Source organism: Pseudomonas sp. TH08, from assembly GCF_016651275.1.
Lineage (GTDB): Bacteria > Pseudomonadota > Gammaproteobacteria > Pseudomonadales > Pseudomonadaceae > Aquipseudomonas.
Genome location: NZ_JAEKEE010000003.1, coordinates 311222 through 328550, shown reverse-complemented (window position 1 = coordinate 328550; position 17329 = coordinate 311222). Strand labels below are relative to the sequence as shown.

14 protein-coding genes and 1 pseudogene are annotated in these 17329 nt (G+C 60.9%); 6 read left to right on the top strand and 9 right to left on the bottom strand.

Annotation, left to right across the window (positions count from 1 at the left end; translation table 11 throughout):
* Positions 1 to 172: 172 nt before the first annotated feature.
* A pseudogene (locus JFT91_RS14765) lies at positions 173 to 947 on the bottom strand (NAD(P)H-dependent oxidoreductase).
* 85 nt (positions 948 to 1032) lie between these two features.
* On the opposite strand from JFT91_RS14765, the gene JFT91_RS14760 reads away from it, so the two are divergent.
* Together JFT91_RS14760 and JFT91_RS14755 are read left to right on the top strand one after the other, a co-directional pair.
* Positions 1033 to 1926, top strand: coding sequence for a LysR family transcriptional regulator (locus JFT91_RS14760; RefSeq protein ID WP_201232844.1), 894 nt, complete (start codon positions 1033 to 1035; stop codon positions 1924 to 1926).
* Positions 1927 to 2179: 253 nt separating this feature from the next.
* Positions 2180 to 2965 (top strand): DeoR/GlpR family DNA-binding transcription regulator, encoded by a 786-nt coding sequence (locus tag JFT91_RS14755; RefSeq protein ID WP_201226971.1) that lies wholly within the window; start codon positions 2180 to 2182, stop codon positions 2963 to 2965.
* Positions 2966 to 3068: 103 nt separating this feature from the next.
* On the opposite strand, the gene JFT91_RS14750 is transcribed toward JFT91_RS14755, so the two are convergent.
* The 4 genes from JFT91_RS14750 to JFT91_RS14735 form a co-directional block, all read right to left on the bottom strand.
* A complete protein-coding gene (locus JFT91_RS14750) occupies positions 3069 to 4352 on the bottom strand; it encodes an NAD(P)/FAD-dependent oxidoreductase (protein ID WP_201232843.1) in 1284 nt (427 codons plus the stop codon).
* A 147-nt stretch (positions 4353 to 4499) separates the two neighbouring features.
* Positions 4500 to 5864, bottom strand: a complete 1365-nt coding sequence (locus tag JFT91_RS14745; protein ID WP_201232842.1) for a glutamine synthetase family protein — start codon at positions 5862 to 5864, stop codon at positions 4500 to 4502.
* Between the two features lie 501 nt (positions 5865 to 6365).
* Positions 6366 to 7709 (bottom strand): chromate efflux transporter, encoded by a 1344-nt coding sequence (chrA, locus tag JFT91_RS14740; protein WP_201232841.1) that lies wholly within the window; start codon positions 7707 to 7709, stop codon positions 6366 to 6368.
* Between the two features lie 137 nt (positions 7710 to 7846).
* A complete protein-coding gene (locus tag JFT91_RS14735; protein WP_201232840.1) occupies positions 7847 to 8746 on the bottom strand; it encodes a LysR family transcriptional regulator in 900 nt (299 codons plus the stop codon).
* Between the two features lie 273 nt (positions 8747 to 9019).
* Between JFT91_RS14735 and moaB the strand changes: the two genes are divergently transcribed.
* Both moaB and JFT91_RS14725 read left to right on the top strand, forming a co-directional pair.
* Entirely contained in the window at positions 9020 to 9559 is a 540-nt protein-coding gene (moaB, locus tag JFT91_RS14730; RefSeq protein ID WP_201202596.1) for a molybdenum cofactor biosynthesis protein B, read from the top strand.
* A complete protein-coding gene (locus tag JFT91_RS14725) occupies positions 9556 to 10761 on the top strand; it encodes a molybdopterin molybdotransferase MoeA (protein WP_201202598.1) in 1206 nt (401 codons plus the stop codon). The genes moaB and JFT91_RS14725 overlap by 4 nt, the downstream gene beginning before the upstream one ends.
* A gap of 136 nt (positions 10762 to 10897) precedes the next feature.
* Here the strand turns inward: JFT91_RS14725 and JFT91_RS14720 are convergent, their stop codons facing one another.
* The 3 genes from JFT91_RS14720 to JFT91_RS14710 form a co-directional block, all read right to left on the bottom strand.
* Positions 10898 to 11797, bottom strand: a complete 900-nt coding sequence (locus JFT91_RS14720) for a bestrophin family protein (protein ID WP_201232839.1) — start codon at positions 11795 to 11797, stop codon at positions 10898 to 10900.
* A 33-nt stretch (positions 11798 to 11830) separates the two neighbouring features.
* Positions 11831 to 12829: a GTP 3',8-cyclase MoaA gene (moaA, locus tag JFT91_RS14715; protein WP_201232838.1), complete on the bottom strand. Its 999-nt coding sequence runs from the start codon at positions 12827 to 12829 to the stop codon at positions 11831 to 11833.
* Between the two features lie 418 nt (positions 12830 to 13247).
* On the bottom strand, positions 13248 to 14099 hold the full coding sequence (locus tag JFT91_RS14710; protein ID WP_201232837.1) for a CAP domain-containing protein: 852 nt from the start codon (positions 14097 to 14099) through the stop codon (positions 13248 to 13250).
* 199 nt (positions 14100 to 14298) lie between these two features.
* Here JFT91_RS14710 and JFT91_RS14705 point away from each other — a divergent pair, with 199 nt between their 5' ends.
* Complete coding sequence (locus tag JFT91_RS14705; RefSeq protein ID WP_201202832.1) at positions 14299 to 14919, top strand: cell wall hydrolase; 621 nt, start codon at positions 14299 to 14301, stop codon at positions 14917 to 14919.
* On the opposite strand, the gene JFT91_RS14700 is transcribed toward JFT91_RS14705, so the two are convergent.
* Complete coding sequence (locus JFT91_RS14700) at positions 14916 to 15803, bottom strand: LysR family transcriptional regulator (protein WP_201202834.1); 888 nt, start codon at positions 15801 to 15803, stop codon at positions 14916 to 14918. The genes JFT91_RS14705 and JFT91_RS14700 overlap by 4 nt on opposite strands.
* 104 nt (positions 15804 to 15907) lie before the next feature.
* On the opposite strand from JFT91_RS14700, the gene JFT91_RS14695 reads away from it, so the two are divergent.
* Positions 15908 to 17320: an MFS transporter gene (locus JFT91_RS14695; protein ID WP_201232836.1), complete on the top strand. Its 1413-nt coding sequence runs from the start codon at positions 15908 to 15910 to the stop codon at positions 17318 to 17320.
* The last annotated feature ends 9 nt before the right edge of the window (positions 17321 to 17329 follow it).

Here is a 17329-nt window from a genome sequence, read left to right as displayed (position 1 = left end):
TTGCTGTGTGTCAGTTGTTTGTGGGTACCGCGAGGGTGGCGTCCCTTTGAACACTGAGTGCGGTTGTTGTGGCGAGGGAGCTTGCTCCCGCTGGGCTGCGCAGCAGCCCCAAACACGACGGCTGCGCCGCCGAGCGGGAGCAAGCTCCCTCGCCACAGGTCTACACGATGCTTTAAATAATGTGTGCGGCGAAACCTTCCTGCCCCGGGGCAATTGCATCCTTGAGCGTCAACGCCGGAATCTCGTAATCCCCCGCATTCTGTTGCCGATACGCAATCGGTCGCGTACTCCATAGCTCATCGAGACGCCCCCAGCTCTTCGCAGGTCGCGGCAAATTTCACCTCGTCCATGCGGCTAGTGCGATAGCTCACGAAGGGCGGCACCACATCGAATCCGGGGTAGTAAAGAATGCCGTGGTTGATCGGAAACAGCAGGTCATCAATCGGCCCATTGATCCCGCGCGGGCTATAGTGCGAATCCCAGCCGCCGGCCGTGACCATCAGCATCGCGCGTTTGCCTTTCATTTTCCCTTCGCCGTAGCGCTCACCCCAGCGGGAGTCGGAATGCTCGCCGACGCCGTAGGCAAACCCGCAGGCGTAGACGCGTTCGACCCAGCCCTTGAGGATCGCCGGCATCGAGAACCACCACAGTGGAAATTGCAGGATCAGTGCATCGGCCCACAGCAGTTTTTCCTGCTCGCGGGCGATGTCGGCGGCTTGCGTGCCTTGGGCGTAGGCAAGTTTCGAGTCACGGGAGGCATCGAACGGGCGACTGCGGTCACGTTCAGGGCTGTCGTCGGCGTCGAGGCTGGCTTTCCAGTTCATCGCGTAGAGGTCGGAGACCTGCACGGTGTGGCCGGCGGCTTGCAGGCGCTGGACGCTGAAGTCGCGCAGCGAGCCGTTGAGGGAAGTCGGTTCCGGGTGCGCGTAGACGAGTAGTACGTTCATGTTGAAGCTCCGTTGGCTGAGTAACAGCAGGATCGGCGTTCAACAGGTATATTGGAAATGAATGTCTGATATGTCTGGTATAGCCATGAATAATTTGAGACGGCTGGATATCAATCTGCTGATGACCCTGGACGTGTTGCTGGCAGAACACAATGTAACCCGCGCCGCAGAGCGGTTGAATCTGTCGCAGCCATCGGTGAGCGTGCACCTGGCGAAGTTGCGCGACATCTTTGCCGATCCGCTGTTGCTGCCCGGACCCCGTGGCATGCGCCCGACGGCTCGGGCCGATGAATTGCGGGAGCCTTTGCGCGAGGCACTCGAAGCGCTGGAGCGAGCGGTCGCGCCGGCCAGTGCGTTCGACCCGGCGCAGGCGACACACACCTGGAAAGTGGCGGCCACCGACTACGGGGAATCGACCATTCTCCTGCCGGCCCTGAGCGGATTGCGCGAACAAGCGCCGGGCACGCGCCTGGCGGTGATCGACCTGACACCGCCGCAACTGGTCAGGCAAGCGGAGCAGGGGGCATTCGATCTGGCATTGCATATCAGCGAGGACGCACCGCTGGAGTTGCACCGCCGCGCACTGTTCACCGAGCGCTATGTGTTGGCCGGGCGCGTCGGGCATCCGGGTTTGGTGGGCAAGCCAAGCCGCGAGCAGTTTTGTGCGCTGGAGCACGTCATGGTGTCGCGCGAAGGGGGAGGTTTTTTCGGAGTGACCGACAAGGCATTGGCCGACGTCGGCTTGTCGCGGAAAGTGGTGCTGTCGGTGCCGCACTTTCTGATGGTCATGTCGGTGCTGGCGAGCACCGATCTGGTGGCGATGCTGCCGTCACGGCTGGTGCGCGGTCACCCGGCACTGCAAGTGGTCGAGGCGCCGGTGGCGGTGCCGGGATACGAAATGGCGATGTTCTGGGGCGAACGCTCGCACCGCGATCCGGCCCATAAGTGGCTCCGCCAGCATCTGCCGGCGTCGGTCTGAAGCGTGTCAGGCGTGGCCGAGCGCAACGGCGAACGACACGACGATCATGCACGCAAACGCGAAATTGAGATTCATGAGGTGTTCATCCTGAGCCTTTTAGAAGTGGGGCCATTCTGAACAGGCGCGAAGCAAAGAAAAAATTCGCCTTGTTGATTCCAATGATCGAAACAATTGATAGCCGCCGGTTTGTGTTCGCTTGAGGGTTTCGCTAGTCTCGGCGAACCTGCAACTACAAGCATAAACAGGCAGAATCATGCACGATCATTCCGCTTCCGAACTCCCATCCCTACGCCGGCAAAAAATCCTCCTGATCCTCGAACGCGACGGCAAAGTCATGGCCTCCGAGCTGAGTCAGCACTTCGCCGTCTCTGAAGACACCATCCGCCGCGATCTCGCTGAACTGGACAACGCCGGCCTTGTGCAGCGTGTACATGGCGGTGCGCTGCCGCGTCCAAAAGATTCCGGGAAGGATTACTACACGCGGCTGGATGAAACGGATGAGGTGAAAATCCGTCTGGCGCAATTGGCGGCGCAGCAGGTTGAGGATGGACAGATTGTTTTGTTCGATTCCGGCTCGACGACGTTGCAGGTCGCGCGATCGTTGCGGGCGGATATCAGCATTACGGCGGTGACAGCGTCGCCGATGACGGCGATTGCGTTGTCGGAATTCGAGGGCGTGAAGGTGATTCTGGCGGGCGGGACATTGAATCCACGGACAATGTCGGCGGGTGGTCATGAGGCCTTGCGCTTGCTCGCAGGGATCAAGGCTGATCTGGCGATTACCGGCGTGTGCGCGATTCATCCGGAGGTGGGGATCACCTCGTTGCATTTCGATGAAGTGCCGGTGAAACAGGCGATGCTCGACGGCGCGACGCGGGTGATTGCGGTGACCACGGCGGACAAGCTCGGGGCGGTAGAGCCGTTTGTGGTGGCGGGGTGTGAGCGGTTGCACATGTTGATCACTGAACGGCATCTGGCGTCGGGCAGTGTTGAGGATTACCGGCGATTGGGGATCGAGGTGGAGCAGTTGCCGGACTGAGATTTTTGCTGATGCTGCCGGCCTCTTCGCGAGCAGGCTCGCTCCCACATTGGAATGCGTTTCAAATGTGGGAGCGAGCCTGCTCGCGAAAGGGCCAGTGCGATCAACGCAGTTTTTCAAGCATCTGGTAATACCACATCCCCGCCGCCAGCATCGGATTGCCCAGTAAATCCCCCATCGGCACGCGGATGTGTTGGCACTGTGCAAACGTATCGAACTGCTCCAGTTGCCCGGTGATTGCCCGGCTCATGATTTCGCCCATGATGTGCGTGGTGGCGATGCCGTGGCCGGAGTAGCCCTGGCAATACCAGACGTTGTCCGAGAGCTTGCCCAGTTGCGGAATGCGGTTGATGACGATGCCCATCGCGCAGCTCCACTGGTAGTCGATCTGCACACCTTTGAGCGCCGGGAAGGTCTGTTCGATGCACGGGCGCAGTTCGCCGGCGATATCGCGTGAGTCCTTGCCGCTGTAATTGGCGCCGCCGCCGAACAGCAGGCGGCCGTCGGCGGTGAGGCGGTAGTAATCGAGGACGAAACGGCAGTCGTACACCGCCAGATCTTCGGGGTTGATCTGCCGCGCCAGATCACCGAGCGGCGCGGTGGTGACGATGCCGCCCATGGCCGGAAAAATCTTGCCCTTGAGCTGGCCCGGTTCGAGCTTGTGGTAGACATCGCCGGCGAGCATCACTTGCTTGGCGTCGATCTGACCGTGAGCAGTCCTTACGCCTGGCGTATCGCCGTGAATGATCTCCAGAACTTCGCTGTTTTCGAAGATCAGTGCCCCCAGGCTTTCCGCCGCCCGCGCCTCGCCGATGCACAGGTTGAGCGGGTGCAGGTGCATGTTGCGGGTGTTCTTGATCGCGCCGTGGTAGAGCTCGCTTTGCAGCAGGTCACGGACCTGGCTGCGGTCGAGCATGCTGACTTCATCACCCAGTCCACGGCGCACGGCTTCTTCGTAATCGTTGCGCAAATCGGGCATGTGGCTCGGCTTGTAGGCCGCGTGCAAATGACCGTGTTTGAGGTCGCACTGAATGGCGTATTTCGCCACGCGTTGCTTGATGATTTCGTGCCCGCGCCAGCGCAGGTGCCAGATGAAATCGTCGACGTCATCGCCGAGTTTGCCGCGCATTTGTTTGCGCATCGCACCGTCGCCGGAAAGGCTGCCAGTGACTTGGCCGCCGTTGCGCCCGGTGGCACCCCAGCCGATTTTGTTGCTCTCGACGATGGCGACTTTCAGGCCTTTTTCGGCGAGTTCGACGGCAGTGGCGACGCCGGTGAAACCGCCGCCGATGACGACCACGTCAACCGAGTGCCGACCTTGCAGGGTCGGGTAGTCGGTGTCCTGGTTGAGGGTGGCGGTGTAGTAGGAATTGCAGCGTTCGGTCATGTCAGTGTCCACACAAATTTCGAATCGGTACGCGGTCCTTTGTAGGAGTGAGCCTGCTCGCGATAGCGGTGTGTCAATCAACCAAAATGTTGACTGACATGGCCTCATCGCGAGCAGGCTCACTCCTACAAAAGCGGTGGTTGTGCTTCAGGCTTCGGTCAGGTACCAACGCCAATCCTGCTCACCCACCTCGGCCATGAACTGCCGGTACTCGGCGCGTTTCACCGCCAGATATACCCCGAGAAATTCCTGGCCCAACGCATCACGTGCCCACGCGGAATTTTCCAGCGCTTGCAACGACGTCAGCCAGTCGGTCGGCAACAATTGCTTGGCTTGCGCGTAACCATTGCCCTCGACCGGCGCGCCCGGATCAAGATGTTCGCGAATGCCGCGATGGATCCCGGCCAGAATCGCTGCCGCCGCTAGATAAGGGTTGGCGTCGGCGCCGCAAATACGGTGTTCGATGTGCCGTGTGTTGGCCAGACCACCCGGTACGCGCAGGCTGACGGTGCGGTTGTCGACGCCCCAGGTCGGCGCCAGCGGTGCGTAGCTGTTGGCCTGGAACCGGCGGTAGGAGTTGGCGTTCGGGCAGAACAGCAACAGCGTATCGAGCAGCGAGGCGAGCATGCCGCCAATCGCCGTGCGCAGCAGCGGGGTGCCGGCGGGATCCTCGGAGGCAAACAGATTGCGACCCTCGCTGTCGGCGAGGCTGACATGCATGTGCATGCCGGTGCCGGCGAGATCATCGAACGGCTTGGCCATGAATGTCGCCTGCATGCCGTGTTTGTGTGCCACGGCTTTGACCAGACGCTTGTAGCGCACGGCCTGATCCATTGCCTCCAGCGCATCGCCGTGCTCGAGGGTGATTTCCACCTGGCCCGGTGCGTATTCCGAGATCGCCGTGCGCGCCGGAATACCGTGCAGCTTGCAGGCGCTGTAGAGGTCGGCGAGGAACGGTTCTATCTGTTCCAGCTCGCGCAAACCATAGACTTGCGTGTGTCGCGGTCGACCGCCGTCAGCGTCCAGCGCCGGTTGCGGGCGACCGTTGTGATCGCGTTTGGCGTCGAGCAGATAGAACTCCAGTTCGCACGCCATGATCGGGTAGTAGCCCTCGGCTTTCAGGCTATCGATGACCTTGATCAGCAGGTGGCGCGGGTCGGCAATACTGGCCGGCATGCCCTCGGTCGGGTGCATGCTGACCTGCACCGCAGCGGTTGGAATCTGCCGCCATGGCAAACGCACCAGACTGCCTTCCAGCGGATAGGCGCGGCAGTCGATGTCACCGACGTCCCAGACCAGGCCGGAGTTTTCGACGTCTTCGCCTTGTACGGTCAGGCCGAGGATGGTGCTCGGCAGCGGGCGCCCGCTTTGGTACACGGCGAGCAGTTCTTCGCGGTGCAACAGCTTGCCGCGTGGCACGCCGTTGGCGTCGAGAATGAACAGTTCGATCATGTCGATATCGGGGTTTTGTTCGAGGAACAGGCGTGCGTCTTCAATGGCTGCGAATTTCATGGCAAACACTCATGGGGGCGCCGCACAGGCGCGCAGATTCGGGCCGGACACGTTTAGGGTGTCCTGGCAGGGATATCAAAAGTGATCAGTCAGAAGTGACAACGAACCTGTGGCGAGGGAGTTCGCTCGCGCGCGACTGCACAGCAGTCCGATCTCTCAGGGCCGCTTGGTGCCCCGGCGGGAGCAAGCTCCCTCGCCACATTGCTTGTTTGCTGACTGAAAGAAATCAGCAGGCGATATCCGGCGGGCGTGCGGAGTGACGCAGCTTGGAACGGCGCAGGGCCATGGGGAGATTGACGATACGATTCATGCGCGGCCCCCGTAGCAGAGGGCGCACACAGCGGAGACGTTCAACGATTTTAATTGTTGTGGTGACGTGCTCATAACGCGTGTTTCCGTTGGCGGAAAACGTCGGTGGCGGGGCAGGCTCGCCGACCGGTGTGCCCCGGATAGTAAGGGGGAATCCGCGGGCGTGTAAACGGAAGTTTCGGTGGCCGGGTTTCAGCGCATCAAGTGAAAGCCCAGCCCGCCGAGGGCGCAAACGATCAACACGGCAATCACGCCGCGTTTGAAAACGAACAGGGCCAAGGCTGCTGCCACCGCCAATACGATCGAGAAAATATCCGCTGCCCCGGACAACCCGTTCGGCCAGAACACGTGATAGGCGAAGAAACACGCCAGGTTGAGAATCACCCCGACCACTGCTGCCGTGATTGCGGTCAATGGCGCGGTGAACTTCAATGCGTTGTGCGTCGATTCCACCAACGGCCCGCCGGCAAGGATCAACAGAAACGAGGGCAGGAAGGTAAACCACGTCACCAGCGTCGCCGCCAGTGCACCAGCGGCAAAGGCCTGTTCCGGAGCGAATATCGGTTGCACGTAGGCGCCAACGAAACCGACAAACGCCACCACCATGATCAGCGGTCCCGGCGTGGTTTCGCCCAGCGCCAGGCCATCGATCATCTGCGTCGGCGTCAGCCAGCCGTAATGCCCGACCGCGCCCTGATAGACATACGGTAGCACCGCGTAAGCGCCGCCAAAGGTCAGCAACGCGGCTTTGGTAAAGAACCAGGCCATTTGCGTGAAGGTGCCATCCCAGCCGAACAGGGCTGTCAGCAACGCCATGGGCAAACACCACAGTGCTGCGCCGATCAACAGCAGTCGCCACAGCTTTGGCAGGCTGAATCGAGCGTGTTCGGGTGTCGGCGTATCGTCATCGATCAGCGCCGGACCGAAAGATTTTTCACTGTTGCGCTGCGCACCCTTATCGAAACGCTGCGGGGCCATTCGCCCACCGAGATAACCGATCAACGCCGCGCCGAGCACGATTATCGGGAACGGCACATTGAACGCAAAGATCGCCACGAACGAAGCCCCGGCAATCGCCCATAACCAGGCATTTTTCAAGACTCGCGAGCCGATGCGATGCGCAGCGTGCAGCACAATGGCGGTGACCGCCGGTTTGATCCCGTAAAACACCCCGGCCACGGCCGGCACGTCACCGAAGGCCATATACAGCCACGACAGCGCAATCAGAATGAACAGCGAAGGCAACACAAACAGCGTTCCCGCGATCACACCGCCCCAAGTGCGATGCAGCAACCAGCCGATGTACGTCGCCAGTTGCTGGGCCTCGGGGCCGGGCAGCAACATGCAGTAGTTGAGGGCGTGGAGAAAACGTCGTTCGGAGATCCAGCGTCGGCGCTCGACCAGTTCCTGGTGCATGATCGCGATCTGCCCGGCCGGGCCGCCGAAGCCGATGCAGCCGAGCTTGAGCCAGAAGGGCCAGGCCTGGCGCAGGGTGACGGGTTCGGGGCGGGGCAGATCTTTGGGTGCTGTGCTCAAGTGCGGTTCCTGAGTCGGGTTCTGGCGGAGTCGCTATCTAATCAGGATTTTGTTCAAGAGTGGTGTCAGGCTTGCCCCTCACCCCAGCCCTGTGGGAGCTGGCTTGCCAGCGATGGCGGCCTGACATTCAACACCGCCTATTCGGCCAGCGCTTCGATCCCGAAGAGCTTGCGTGCTTCGGCGAAGCACTTTTCGGCAATCGCCGAGCGCGGTTCCGTCTTGCGCATCACCAGACCCAATGGCGCAAGCACGCTGGCGTCCGGCAAATTCATGAATGACAGATGTTCGATCGGCTCCTCCAGGCCGCTGTCCAGCGGCATGATCGAGCAGCAGAAGCCCTGGTGAATCGCCTGCAACAGCTGATAGGTCGAATCGCTCTCCATGATCGGCTGTGGACTCAGCCCGCGGCTGCGAAAACTCAAGTCGATGGATTTGCGGTAATGCATGCCGGTGGTGATCATGCCCAGCGGCAGTTCGGCGGCGTCTTCCCAGCTCATTTGCGTGCCTTCGAAATGGAAGTGACGGTTGTCATAGAGCAAACCGACGCGGGTTTCGCCAATCTCGAAAAACTCGAAATAGTTCGGGTTGACGTGATCGAGATAGCACACGCCCAAGTCCAGTTGGTTGTTGCCGAGACTGGCGATGATTTCATCGGAACTGAGTGACGACAGGCTGAATTTCAGCTCCGGATACGACCGCGACAAACCCTGAATGTAATTGACCGGGTTGAAGCTGCTCAGTGGCACCAACCCCAGACGCAAGCTACCGACCAATTGCCCGCGACACGCCGCTGCTTCGGCGAACAGGCCATCGTGCGCTGCCAGCAAGGTGCGGGCCCAGGCCAATACGCGTTCGCCTGCTTGCGTGAAGCCTTCAAAGCGCTGACCGCGGTTGACCAGCACCAGATCCAGCTCATCTTCCAGATTGCGCAAACGCATCGACAGGGTCGGCTGCGTGATGTGGCAGCGTGCGGCGGCCTGGCCGAAGTGGCGGGTTTCGTCCAGCGCGATCAGGAACTTGAGTTGTTTGATGTCCAAGACGGCACCTGCTCGAAGGGGGGTTGATTGAATTGACGCAGAGGCGCACAGCGCACAAAAAGCGCAGGGTGCGACGATCTCATTTCAGCGATTGTGCGTCCAATCGGATGTGTTTAAAGGCTGTCTATCAGTCCCTGCCTTGATGGCTTTCAGTGTGGCAAACCCGTCTGATAGAGGCGCTCGATAGTGTGGTTGGCGAGAGTGATTAGACACTCATAAGAAGAGGCACTTAGGCTTGTTGGCAATTGAATCGATTGTTGCCGGAGAATCCCCTTGAGCGTCAAATCGGATGCGCTGTTTGTCCCCCTGAACATTGCTGTGCTGACGGTCAGTGATACGCGCGATTACGCCAGCGATACCTCCGGCCAATTATTGGTCAGTCGTCTGCTGGAGGCGGGTCACACGCTGAGCGCGCGCAATTTGCTCAAGGACGATCTGTACAAGATCCGTGCTCAGGTGGCGAACTGGATTGCCGATGAAAGCGTTCAGGTCGTGCTGATTACCGGCGGCACCGGCTTCACCGGGCGCGACAGCACCCCCGAAGCGGTGGTCTGCCTGCTCGACAAACAGGTTGATGGTTTCGGTGAGTTATTCCGCGCGATCTCGATCCTCGACATCGGTACTTCCACCGTACAGAGCCGTGCATTGGCCGGGTTGTCCAACGGCACGCTGGTGTGCTGCCTGCCGGGCTCGACCGGCGCCTGCCGCACGGCGTGGGAAGGTATTCTGGCCGAGCAACTCGACAACCGTCACCGCCCGTGCAACTTCGTCCCACACCTTAAATCGGTACACGCCTGCGGCACCCGCGGATGAGCTGGGCAGCGTTGATGCCGGTTGAGGATGCGCTGGAGCAATTACTGGCCATGGCCAATGAGCAGTGTCTGGCGGACAGTGAAATCCTCGCGCTGGATGACGCGTGCGGGCGGGTGCTGGCGAGTGATCTGGTAGCGACACTCGATCTGCCGCCGTGGCCGAACAGCGCCATGGACGGATACGCCCTGAACCTTGCGGATCTGCATCGCCAGCCTTTGGCGGTGTCGCAACGCGTCTACGCGGGGCTCGCGCCGGATGCCTTGTTGCCGGGCAGTTGTGCACGGATCTTTACGGGAGCACCTGTGCCGCCCGGTGCCAATTGCGTGGAAATGCAGGAAAACGTCGAGGTACTGGAAGACGGTCGCGTGCGGTTTTTGCAGCCGCTGAAAATTGGCCAGAACATCCGCGCGCAAGGTCAGGAGAACCGTGCCGGTGACATTTTGCTGCGCGTCGGCAAGCGTCTCGGACCGTTCGAGCTGGCAGTGGCGGCAGGGCAGGGGTTGGCGCAACTGCACGTTGTGCGTCGGCCTCGGGTGGCGTTGTTGTCGACCGGTGACGAACTGGTCGAACCGGGCCTGCCGCTGCGTCCTGGCAGCATCTATAACAGTAACCGTGTGTTGCTCGCGCACTGGTTGCGTGAACTGGGTTGCGAGGTGATCGACGCTGGTATCTTGCCGGATCGCCCGGCGCAAACCCGGCTCAAGCTTGAGCAGTTGCAAGTCAGCGCTGACCTGATTCTGACCACGGGCGGGGTGTCCGCAGGCGATGCTGATTGCCTCGGTCAGGTACTGCGTGACAACGGTAAAGCGCTGTTGTGGAAATTGGCGATCAAGCCCGGCAAGCCGCTGACGGTTGGCCATATCGGCGCAGTGCCGGTGATCGGTCTGCCGGGTAATCCGACTGCCGCGCTCGTGACCTTTGGCTTGCTTGCCAGACCGTATCTGTTGAGGATTCAAGGTGTCGAAGACGTGATGCCGCTGAGCTTCACGGTGAAGGCCGGGTTTGCCTGGACGAAATCGGCCAGCCGCCGTGAATACCTGCGGGCGCGTCTGGAAGCGGGGGTTGCGGTGCTCTACCCGAATCAGAGTTCCGGCGTACTGCTCGGCGCGACCTGGGCCGATGGCCTGGTGGAAATCACCGAGAACAGCACGCACCAGGTCGGCGACCCGCTGCGCTTCATACCCTTCAACGAACTCTTCTAAAGCAAAGATCAAAAGATCGCAGCCTTCGGCAGCTCCTACACAGGAATGCGTTTACCTGTAGGAGCTGCCGAAGGCTGCGATCTTTTTGCGATACCCACAAAAATCCCACAGGGAGTCGGATGATTGGGGGAAGTGTTCAGCTCAGGACGTAATCCGCCGGCAGCAGCATCGGCGGAAGCTTTGTTTCGCCCAGTTCGCTGAGAATATCGCGCTCGATGGTGCGTACCAGTGCATCGGTCGGCAAATCGTTTTCATCGCGGCCAAACGGATCTTCCAGCTCATCGGCAATCGCATCCAGGCCAAAAAATGTGTAGCTGACAATGGCGGTGAACAGCGGCGTCAACCAGCCCAGCGGCTCGGCCATGGCGAACGGCAGCAGGATGCAAAACAGATAAATCGTGCGGTGCAGCAACAGGGTGTAGGGGAAGGGCAGCGGCGTGGTCTTGATCCGCTCGCACACTGCTTGTGCCTGGGTGAGGCTGGTCAGGTGGTTGGCCAACAGCATGTAGCGCCATTCGCTCAGATCGCCGCGTTCATGCAAATCGGAACATTGCTGGCCAACCTGCTGCAGGATCCGTGCGCTGTAATCCGGTGTTTGCGCATCCGGTATCGGCATGACCCAGGCGCTGCTGGCCTCGGCTTCGCTTTCTCTGCGCAAGCGTGCGTTGAGCGCGTGGGCGAATCCACACAGGTTGAGCAATAACGGTTTGCGCTGAACGGACTCGCGAATGACGTGGGTTTCGCGAATCACCGAGCGAATGTGCACGATCACTTCGCCCCAGGCTTTGCGCGCTTCGTACCAGCGGTCGTAGCAGGCGTTGTTGCGAAAGCTCATAAAGATCGACAACGACAAGCCCAGCAGCGTAAACGGCGTGGCATTGACCTTGGTGAAATTGCTCGGGTGGAGGATTTCGATCAGCACGATGGCCGAAGCCAGCAGCGTGACCATCAGCGTGCGCAGGGCGATGCGTTTGGCAATCGAACCCTTGAGGGTGAAGAGAATGGCGAACTGATTGACCTTGGGTCTGACGATCATGCTGTGCGATCCCGGTTAAGCATGGAGGGCGGATCAGCCGCCGGTCATGTTCATGAAGCGCACGACCTGGACATCGTCGTTCACCTCGAAATTGTGCCGATACGGCTTGAGTTTCATCGCTTCAATGATGGCTTTCTCCAGCCGTTGCGGCTGTCCCGGATGGGCGCGAAGTACCGCTTTCAAGTCCACCGAATGTTCGTTACCCAGACACAGTAGCAAACGCCCCTCGACGGTCAGCCGCACCCGATTGCAGGTGCCGCAAAAGTTGTGGCTGTGCGGCGAGATAAAGCCCAGGCGAATCCGCGGAGCTTCGGCCAGCCGCCAGTAACGCGACGGCCCCTGAGTCGATTCCGCCGAGTCGATCAGCGTATAGCGTTCGGCAATCTTCTCGCGCACTTGGGTGCTGGAGAAAAACGATTCTGCGCGGCTGTGCTCGCTGATGATGCCCAGCGGCATTTCCTCGATGAAGGAGATGTCGAGCTGACGGTCGATGGCGAAACGCACCAGATCATTGATCTCGTGATCGTTGCGGCCCTGCATCACCACGCAGTTGAGTTTAGTGCGGGTAAAACCGGCCTCGCGTGCAGCATCGATGCCGTTGATCGCTTGCGCCAGGTCGCCGGTGCGGGTCAGTTGTTTGAAGCGCTCGGGGTCGAGGCTGTCGAGGCTGATGTTCAGCCTCTTGACCCCGGCGTCGAACAACGGCGCGGCGAGTTTGCCGAGCTGCGAGCCGTTAGTGGTCAGGCACAGTTCACGCAGGCCGGGCAGGGCGGCGATCTGCTTGCAGAGCTTGACCACGCCGGGGCGAATCAACGGCTCGCCACCGGTCAGGCGGATCTTGCGCGTGCCAAGGGCGACGAAGCTCTGCGCCAGTTGATAGAGCTCTTCCAGCGTCAGCACCTGCTGGCGCGGCAGAAACTGCATGTCTTCCGCCATGCAATAGACGCAACGGAAGTCGCAGCGGTCGGTCACCGACCTGTCCGGACAGTCGACGCTGCGGTCGTAACCATCGCTGATGACGCGCTTTGACATGACAGCCTCGCAGGAGTGGAAACCACTGTGAAGGGTTTGGGTCAGCGCAGGTTATGGGCGACTTTTACTCGAGTCCAATCACTGTTAGTGACCGGATGATTGATGCCGTTGATGATCAACTGTTTTTCCTCGAAATTTACCGCGTTTGATTCGTAAGGCTCAGTAAATAAAGAGTTTTTAGGCGTGTTAGATGCTTTCGACAACGTGCTGATAAATGGTGATGTACGCGGCGGGGATGAGAACCCACTAAACCCCTTTGGGACAGGATGATGAGTATTGCACCGAACATTGTAGGAGTGAGCCTGCTCGCGATAGCGGTGGATCAGTCAATGGAGATGCTGACTGGACCGGCCTCATCGCGAGCAGGCTCACTCCTACAGGGTTTTGTGTTGAGCAGGGACAGTGGTGTCTTTGAGATTTATTGCGCGCCGAACATCGCCGTCCAGTAGATCCCCGCATCGCTTTTCGGGTCGGTGGCATAGGCTGCGCCGAGTTCCTTGTACTGCGGGTTCATCAGATTGGCGCAATGGCCGGGGCTGGCGATCCAGCCGTCGACCACCTTGCGAACGGTGTCCTGGCCGGCAGCGATGTTTTCGCCGACCAGTTGCCCGCTGTAACCGGCCAACTCGGCGCGGTCGCCCGGCGTGCGGCCGTCGCGATCCTTGTGATCAAAGTAGTTTTTGTTGGCCATGTCGCGGCTGTGATCCTGGGCTACGCCGCCCAGCATGGCGTTCCAGGCCAAGGGCGCTGCCGCTGCAAACGCTTGATCACCGCATTGCCGAGGCTGGCTGCGCGCGGCGTTGAGCTGTTCGAGCAGTTTTTGACCTTCGCCTTGCGCATCGCCGAGTTTGGCCGACAGCAGCGGTCGCGCCAGCACGATGCGCCAGTCGCGATCAGCGCGGCTGACGCCGACATCGACGAACTGCGGATCCAGCACCACCTGACAGAAACTCTCCTGAATGGCCGTCATCGCCGACGCCGCATCGCGCGGGCCGTTGAGCGTGATCGCCTGCACGTTGACCATCGGATAGCTGGCGCGCGCCATCGCTTGTTGCAGGTCGACGGCGCCACTGGCGGGCAGGATCAACCGTGGATCGGCGGACAGCGGCGGCAATTCGCTGGAGGCCTGCGTGCCGCAACGCTGCGGTTGGCTGCGGTAGCTGTTGATCGACTCGACCAGTTGCGATTCATCGGTGGCCATGGCCGAGGCGGCGCAAGCCAGGCCTGCGGACAGCGCGGCAACGCGCAAAATGGATGGCATGAAGCGCATGGAAATCTCCCTTGGGCTGAATGCGCCCATGATGCGCGAAACGCCCCCGGTGGGTGCAATGTCTTTTTCTTCATTCGGCGCTTTTTTCTGCGGAACGATGCGCCGGAATTTGCCGTCTACACTCTGCGAAGAGCCCGCAAACCGGGCGTCTCCCCCACGTAACACGTTGCCCGATTCGGGCCCTGCCGGAAGAACTGACATGGGTTTTAAATGGTTGGCTGGTTGTCTCGTATTAACCCTCTTGGCGGGTGCTGCACTGGCCACCGACCAAGCCCCGATCAAGGCCAAGGCCGAAGAGAAAGCCCAGGTGCTGGAAGAAAAAGCCGCCGACAAAGTCAGCGCGGCTCCGGCGCCAAAATCCGAAGCGATCACGCCGACCGAAGCGCAAGCGGTGGACCCGGCCGGCGCCGCGCCGCTGGATGATCCGCTCACGTGCCTGGCACGCAGTATCTATTGGGAAGCCAAGGGCAAGGACACTCCGGAAATGGAAGCGGTGGCCAATGTGGTGATGAACCGCCTCGGCCACGACGGGTTTCCCGGCACGGTCTGCGAGGTGGTCAAGCAGGGTTCGGAAACCAAAAGCTGCCAGTTCTCGTGGTGGTGCGATGGCAAGCCGGATCAGGTCAAGGAAGACGCCGAATATGCCTTGGCCAAGGAAATCGCCGGCAAGGCGCTGAATCGTCAGTTACCGGATCACACCCACGGCGCGCTGTATTTCCATGACCGCAACGTGCATCCGAGCTGGGCCAGGGAATACACCAAAACCGCTGAGACGAAAAAATTCCTCTTCTATAAACCTGCGGGTGGCGATGCGCGTTAGGCGCAGACCTGACGCAGACAATCGCGCAACCAGCGGTGCGCCGGGTCGGCATCCATGCGCGGGTGCCAGAGCATGGAGACGCTGATCGGCGGCATCTCGAATGGCAGCGCGAAACTGTGCAGCCCGGTGCGCAATTTACGCGTGTGGCGCTCCGGGACGGTGGCGATCAGGTCTGATTCGCGGACCAGCGTCAGCGCCGCCGAAAATCCGCCAAATGAGGTGACGATGTCCCGCGTCAGCCCCGACGCGAGCAACGCTTCGTCGACCGGACCGCTGCTGCGACCACGCCGAGAGATCAGGATGTGCTGGCCTGAAGCAAAGCGTTTGGCGCTGACCTTGCCCGAACTCAATGGATGCCCCTCGCGCACGACACCGATCCACTGATCCTGAAACAGCATTCGGCTGTGCAGCGTCGGATCGGTGCTGTCGTCGACCACGCCGGTCTCCAGATCCACTCGGCCTTCGCGCAACGGTGTGCTGTCCTTGTCGGCTTTCTGCACGAAACGCAGGCGCACGCCGGGCGCCTCCTCAGCGATGCGGGCGAGCAGGGCGGCGGCAAAGGTTTCGACAAAACCGTCGGTGTTGCGCAAGGTGAACGTGCGGCGCAACTGGCCGGGATCGAGTATCTCGGCAGGTCGCAAAACCGCTTCGGCTTCCTGCACCAGTTGACTGAGGCGTTCACGCAGTGCCAACGCGCGGGGCGTCGGCACCAGGCAGCGACCCGCCCGCACCAGCAGTGGATCGCCAGTGGTCTCGCGCAAGCGGGCGAGGGCGCGGCTCATGGCCGAAGGGCTCAGCCGCAGGCATTTGGCGGCGCGGGCGACGCTGCCTTCGCGTAGCAACACGTCGAGGGTGATCAGCAGGTTCAGATCCGGTGCAGACATGACATGGCGTTCCGTGCAGGTGTCGAGTGCAAAGCATGCGTCTTGCGCCTTGTATTGTCGAGGCTCAGGCTAGCGTGCCTGACCTTTGTACTGTGAGCGGCCCCATGCCCCGAGAACCCTTGAGCACTTCAGCCCGCTGGGCGCTGACCAGTCTGGCACTGTCGATGCTGATGCCGTCGCTGGACACCAGCATTGCCAACGCCGGGCTGCCGACGCTGGCAGCCGCGTTTGATGCGACGTTTCAGCAGGTGCAATGGATCGTTCTGGCTTACCTGCTGGCGATCACCACGTTGATTGTCAGCGTCGGGCGTCTGGGCGATGGTTTCGGTCGGCGGCGCTTGCTGTTGATCGGGATCGGCATTTTTACCGCGGCCTCGTTGTGCTGCGCGCTGGCTCCCGGACTTGGCTGGCTGATTGGCGCGCGCGCGGTGCAAGGACTCGGCGCGGCGATCATGTTCGCCTTGACGCTGGCGCTGGTGGCAGATGCGGTGCCGAAAACGCGGGCGGGCAGTGCGATGGGGCTGCTGGCAACGATGTCGGCGACGGGCACCTCCCTCGGGCCTTCGCTGGGCGGACTGTTGATGACGCATGTTGGCTGGCAGTCGATATTTCTGCTCAACGTGCCGTTGGGCTTACTCAATGCAGGGTTGGTGTATCGCTATCTACCGGCCGATCGAACCGCCAGCATGCGGGTTGCATTTGATTATTGGGGCACCGCGGTGCTGGTGTTGACGCTGGCGGCTTATGCGTTGGCGATGACGCTGCAAGGTCTGACACTGATCTTGCTGATGGTCAGCCTGTGCGGTGCGGGAGTGTTCGTGTTGGTCGAAACGAAAGCCAGGGCGCCGCTGATACGCTTGTCACTGTTCGCCGATCGGCGACTGAGCAGCAGTCTGCTGCTGACGTTGCTGGTGACGTCAGTGATGATGACCACGCTGGTGGTCGGGCCGTTTTACCTGAGCCGTGGCTTGGGCCTCAGCGGTGCGATGGTCGGCCTGGTGTTGTCGGTCGGGCCGTTGTTGGCCGCGCTTGGCGGTGTCCCGGCCGGACGTCTGGTAGATCGCTTCGGCGCACGACGGATGGTGCCGGGCGCGTTGTTCGGGATGGTCTGCGGTTGCAGCTTGTTGGCACTGTTGCCGATGAGTCTCGGGCTGCCTGCCTATGTGCTGCCAATGACGGTGATCGCAGCCAGTTACGCGTTGTTTCAGGCGGCCAACAATACCGGGTTGATGGCCGGTGTCGATCAGGATCAGCGTGGTGTGGCGTCTGCGTTACTTGGGCTGGCGCGCAATCTGGGTTTGATCACCGGCGCCGCGGCGATGGGGGCGGTGTTTGCCCTGGCCACCAGCAACCCGACCGAGGCGCCTGCGGCCATGATCGCCAGCGGCTTGCACAGCACTTTTGGCGTCGCCACCGGGCTGATGGGCATGGCACTGATCATCAGCCGAACACCGATTAAATGTAGGAGTGAGCCTGCTCGCGATAGCGTCCGCCCAGCCAAAACCTCAATTGACTGAGCCATTCTC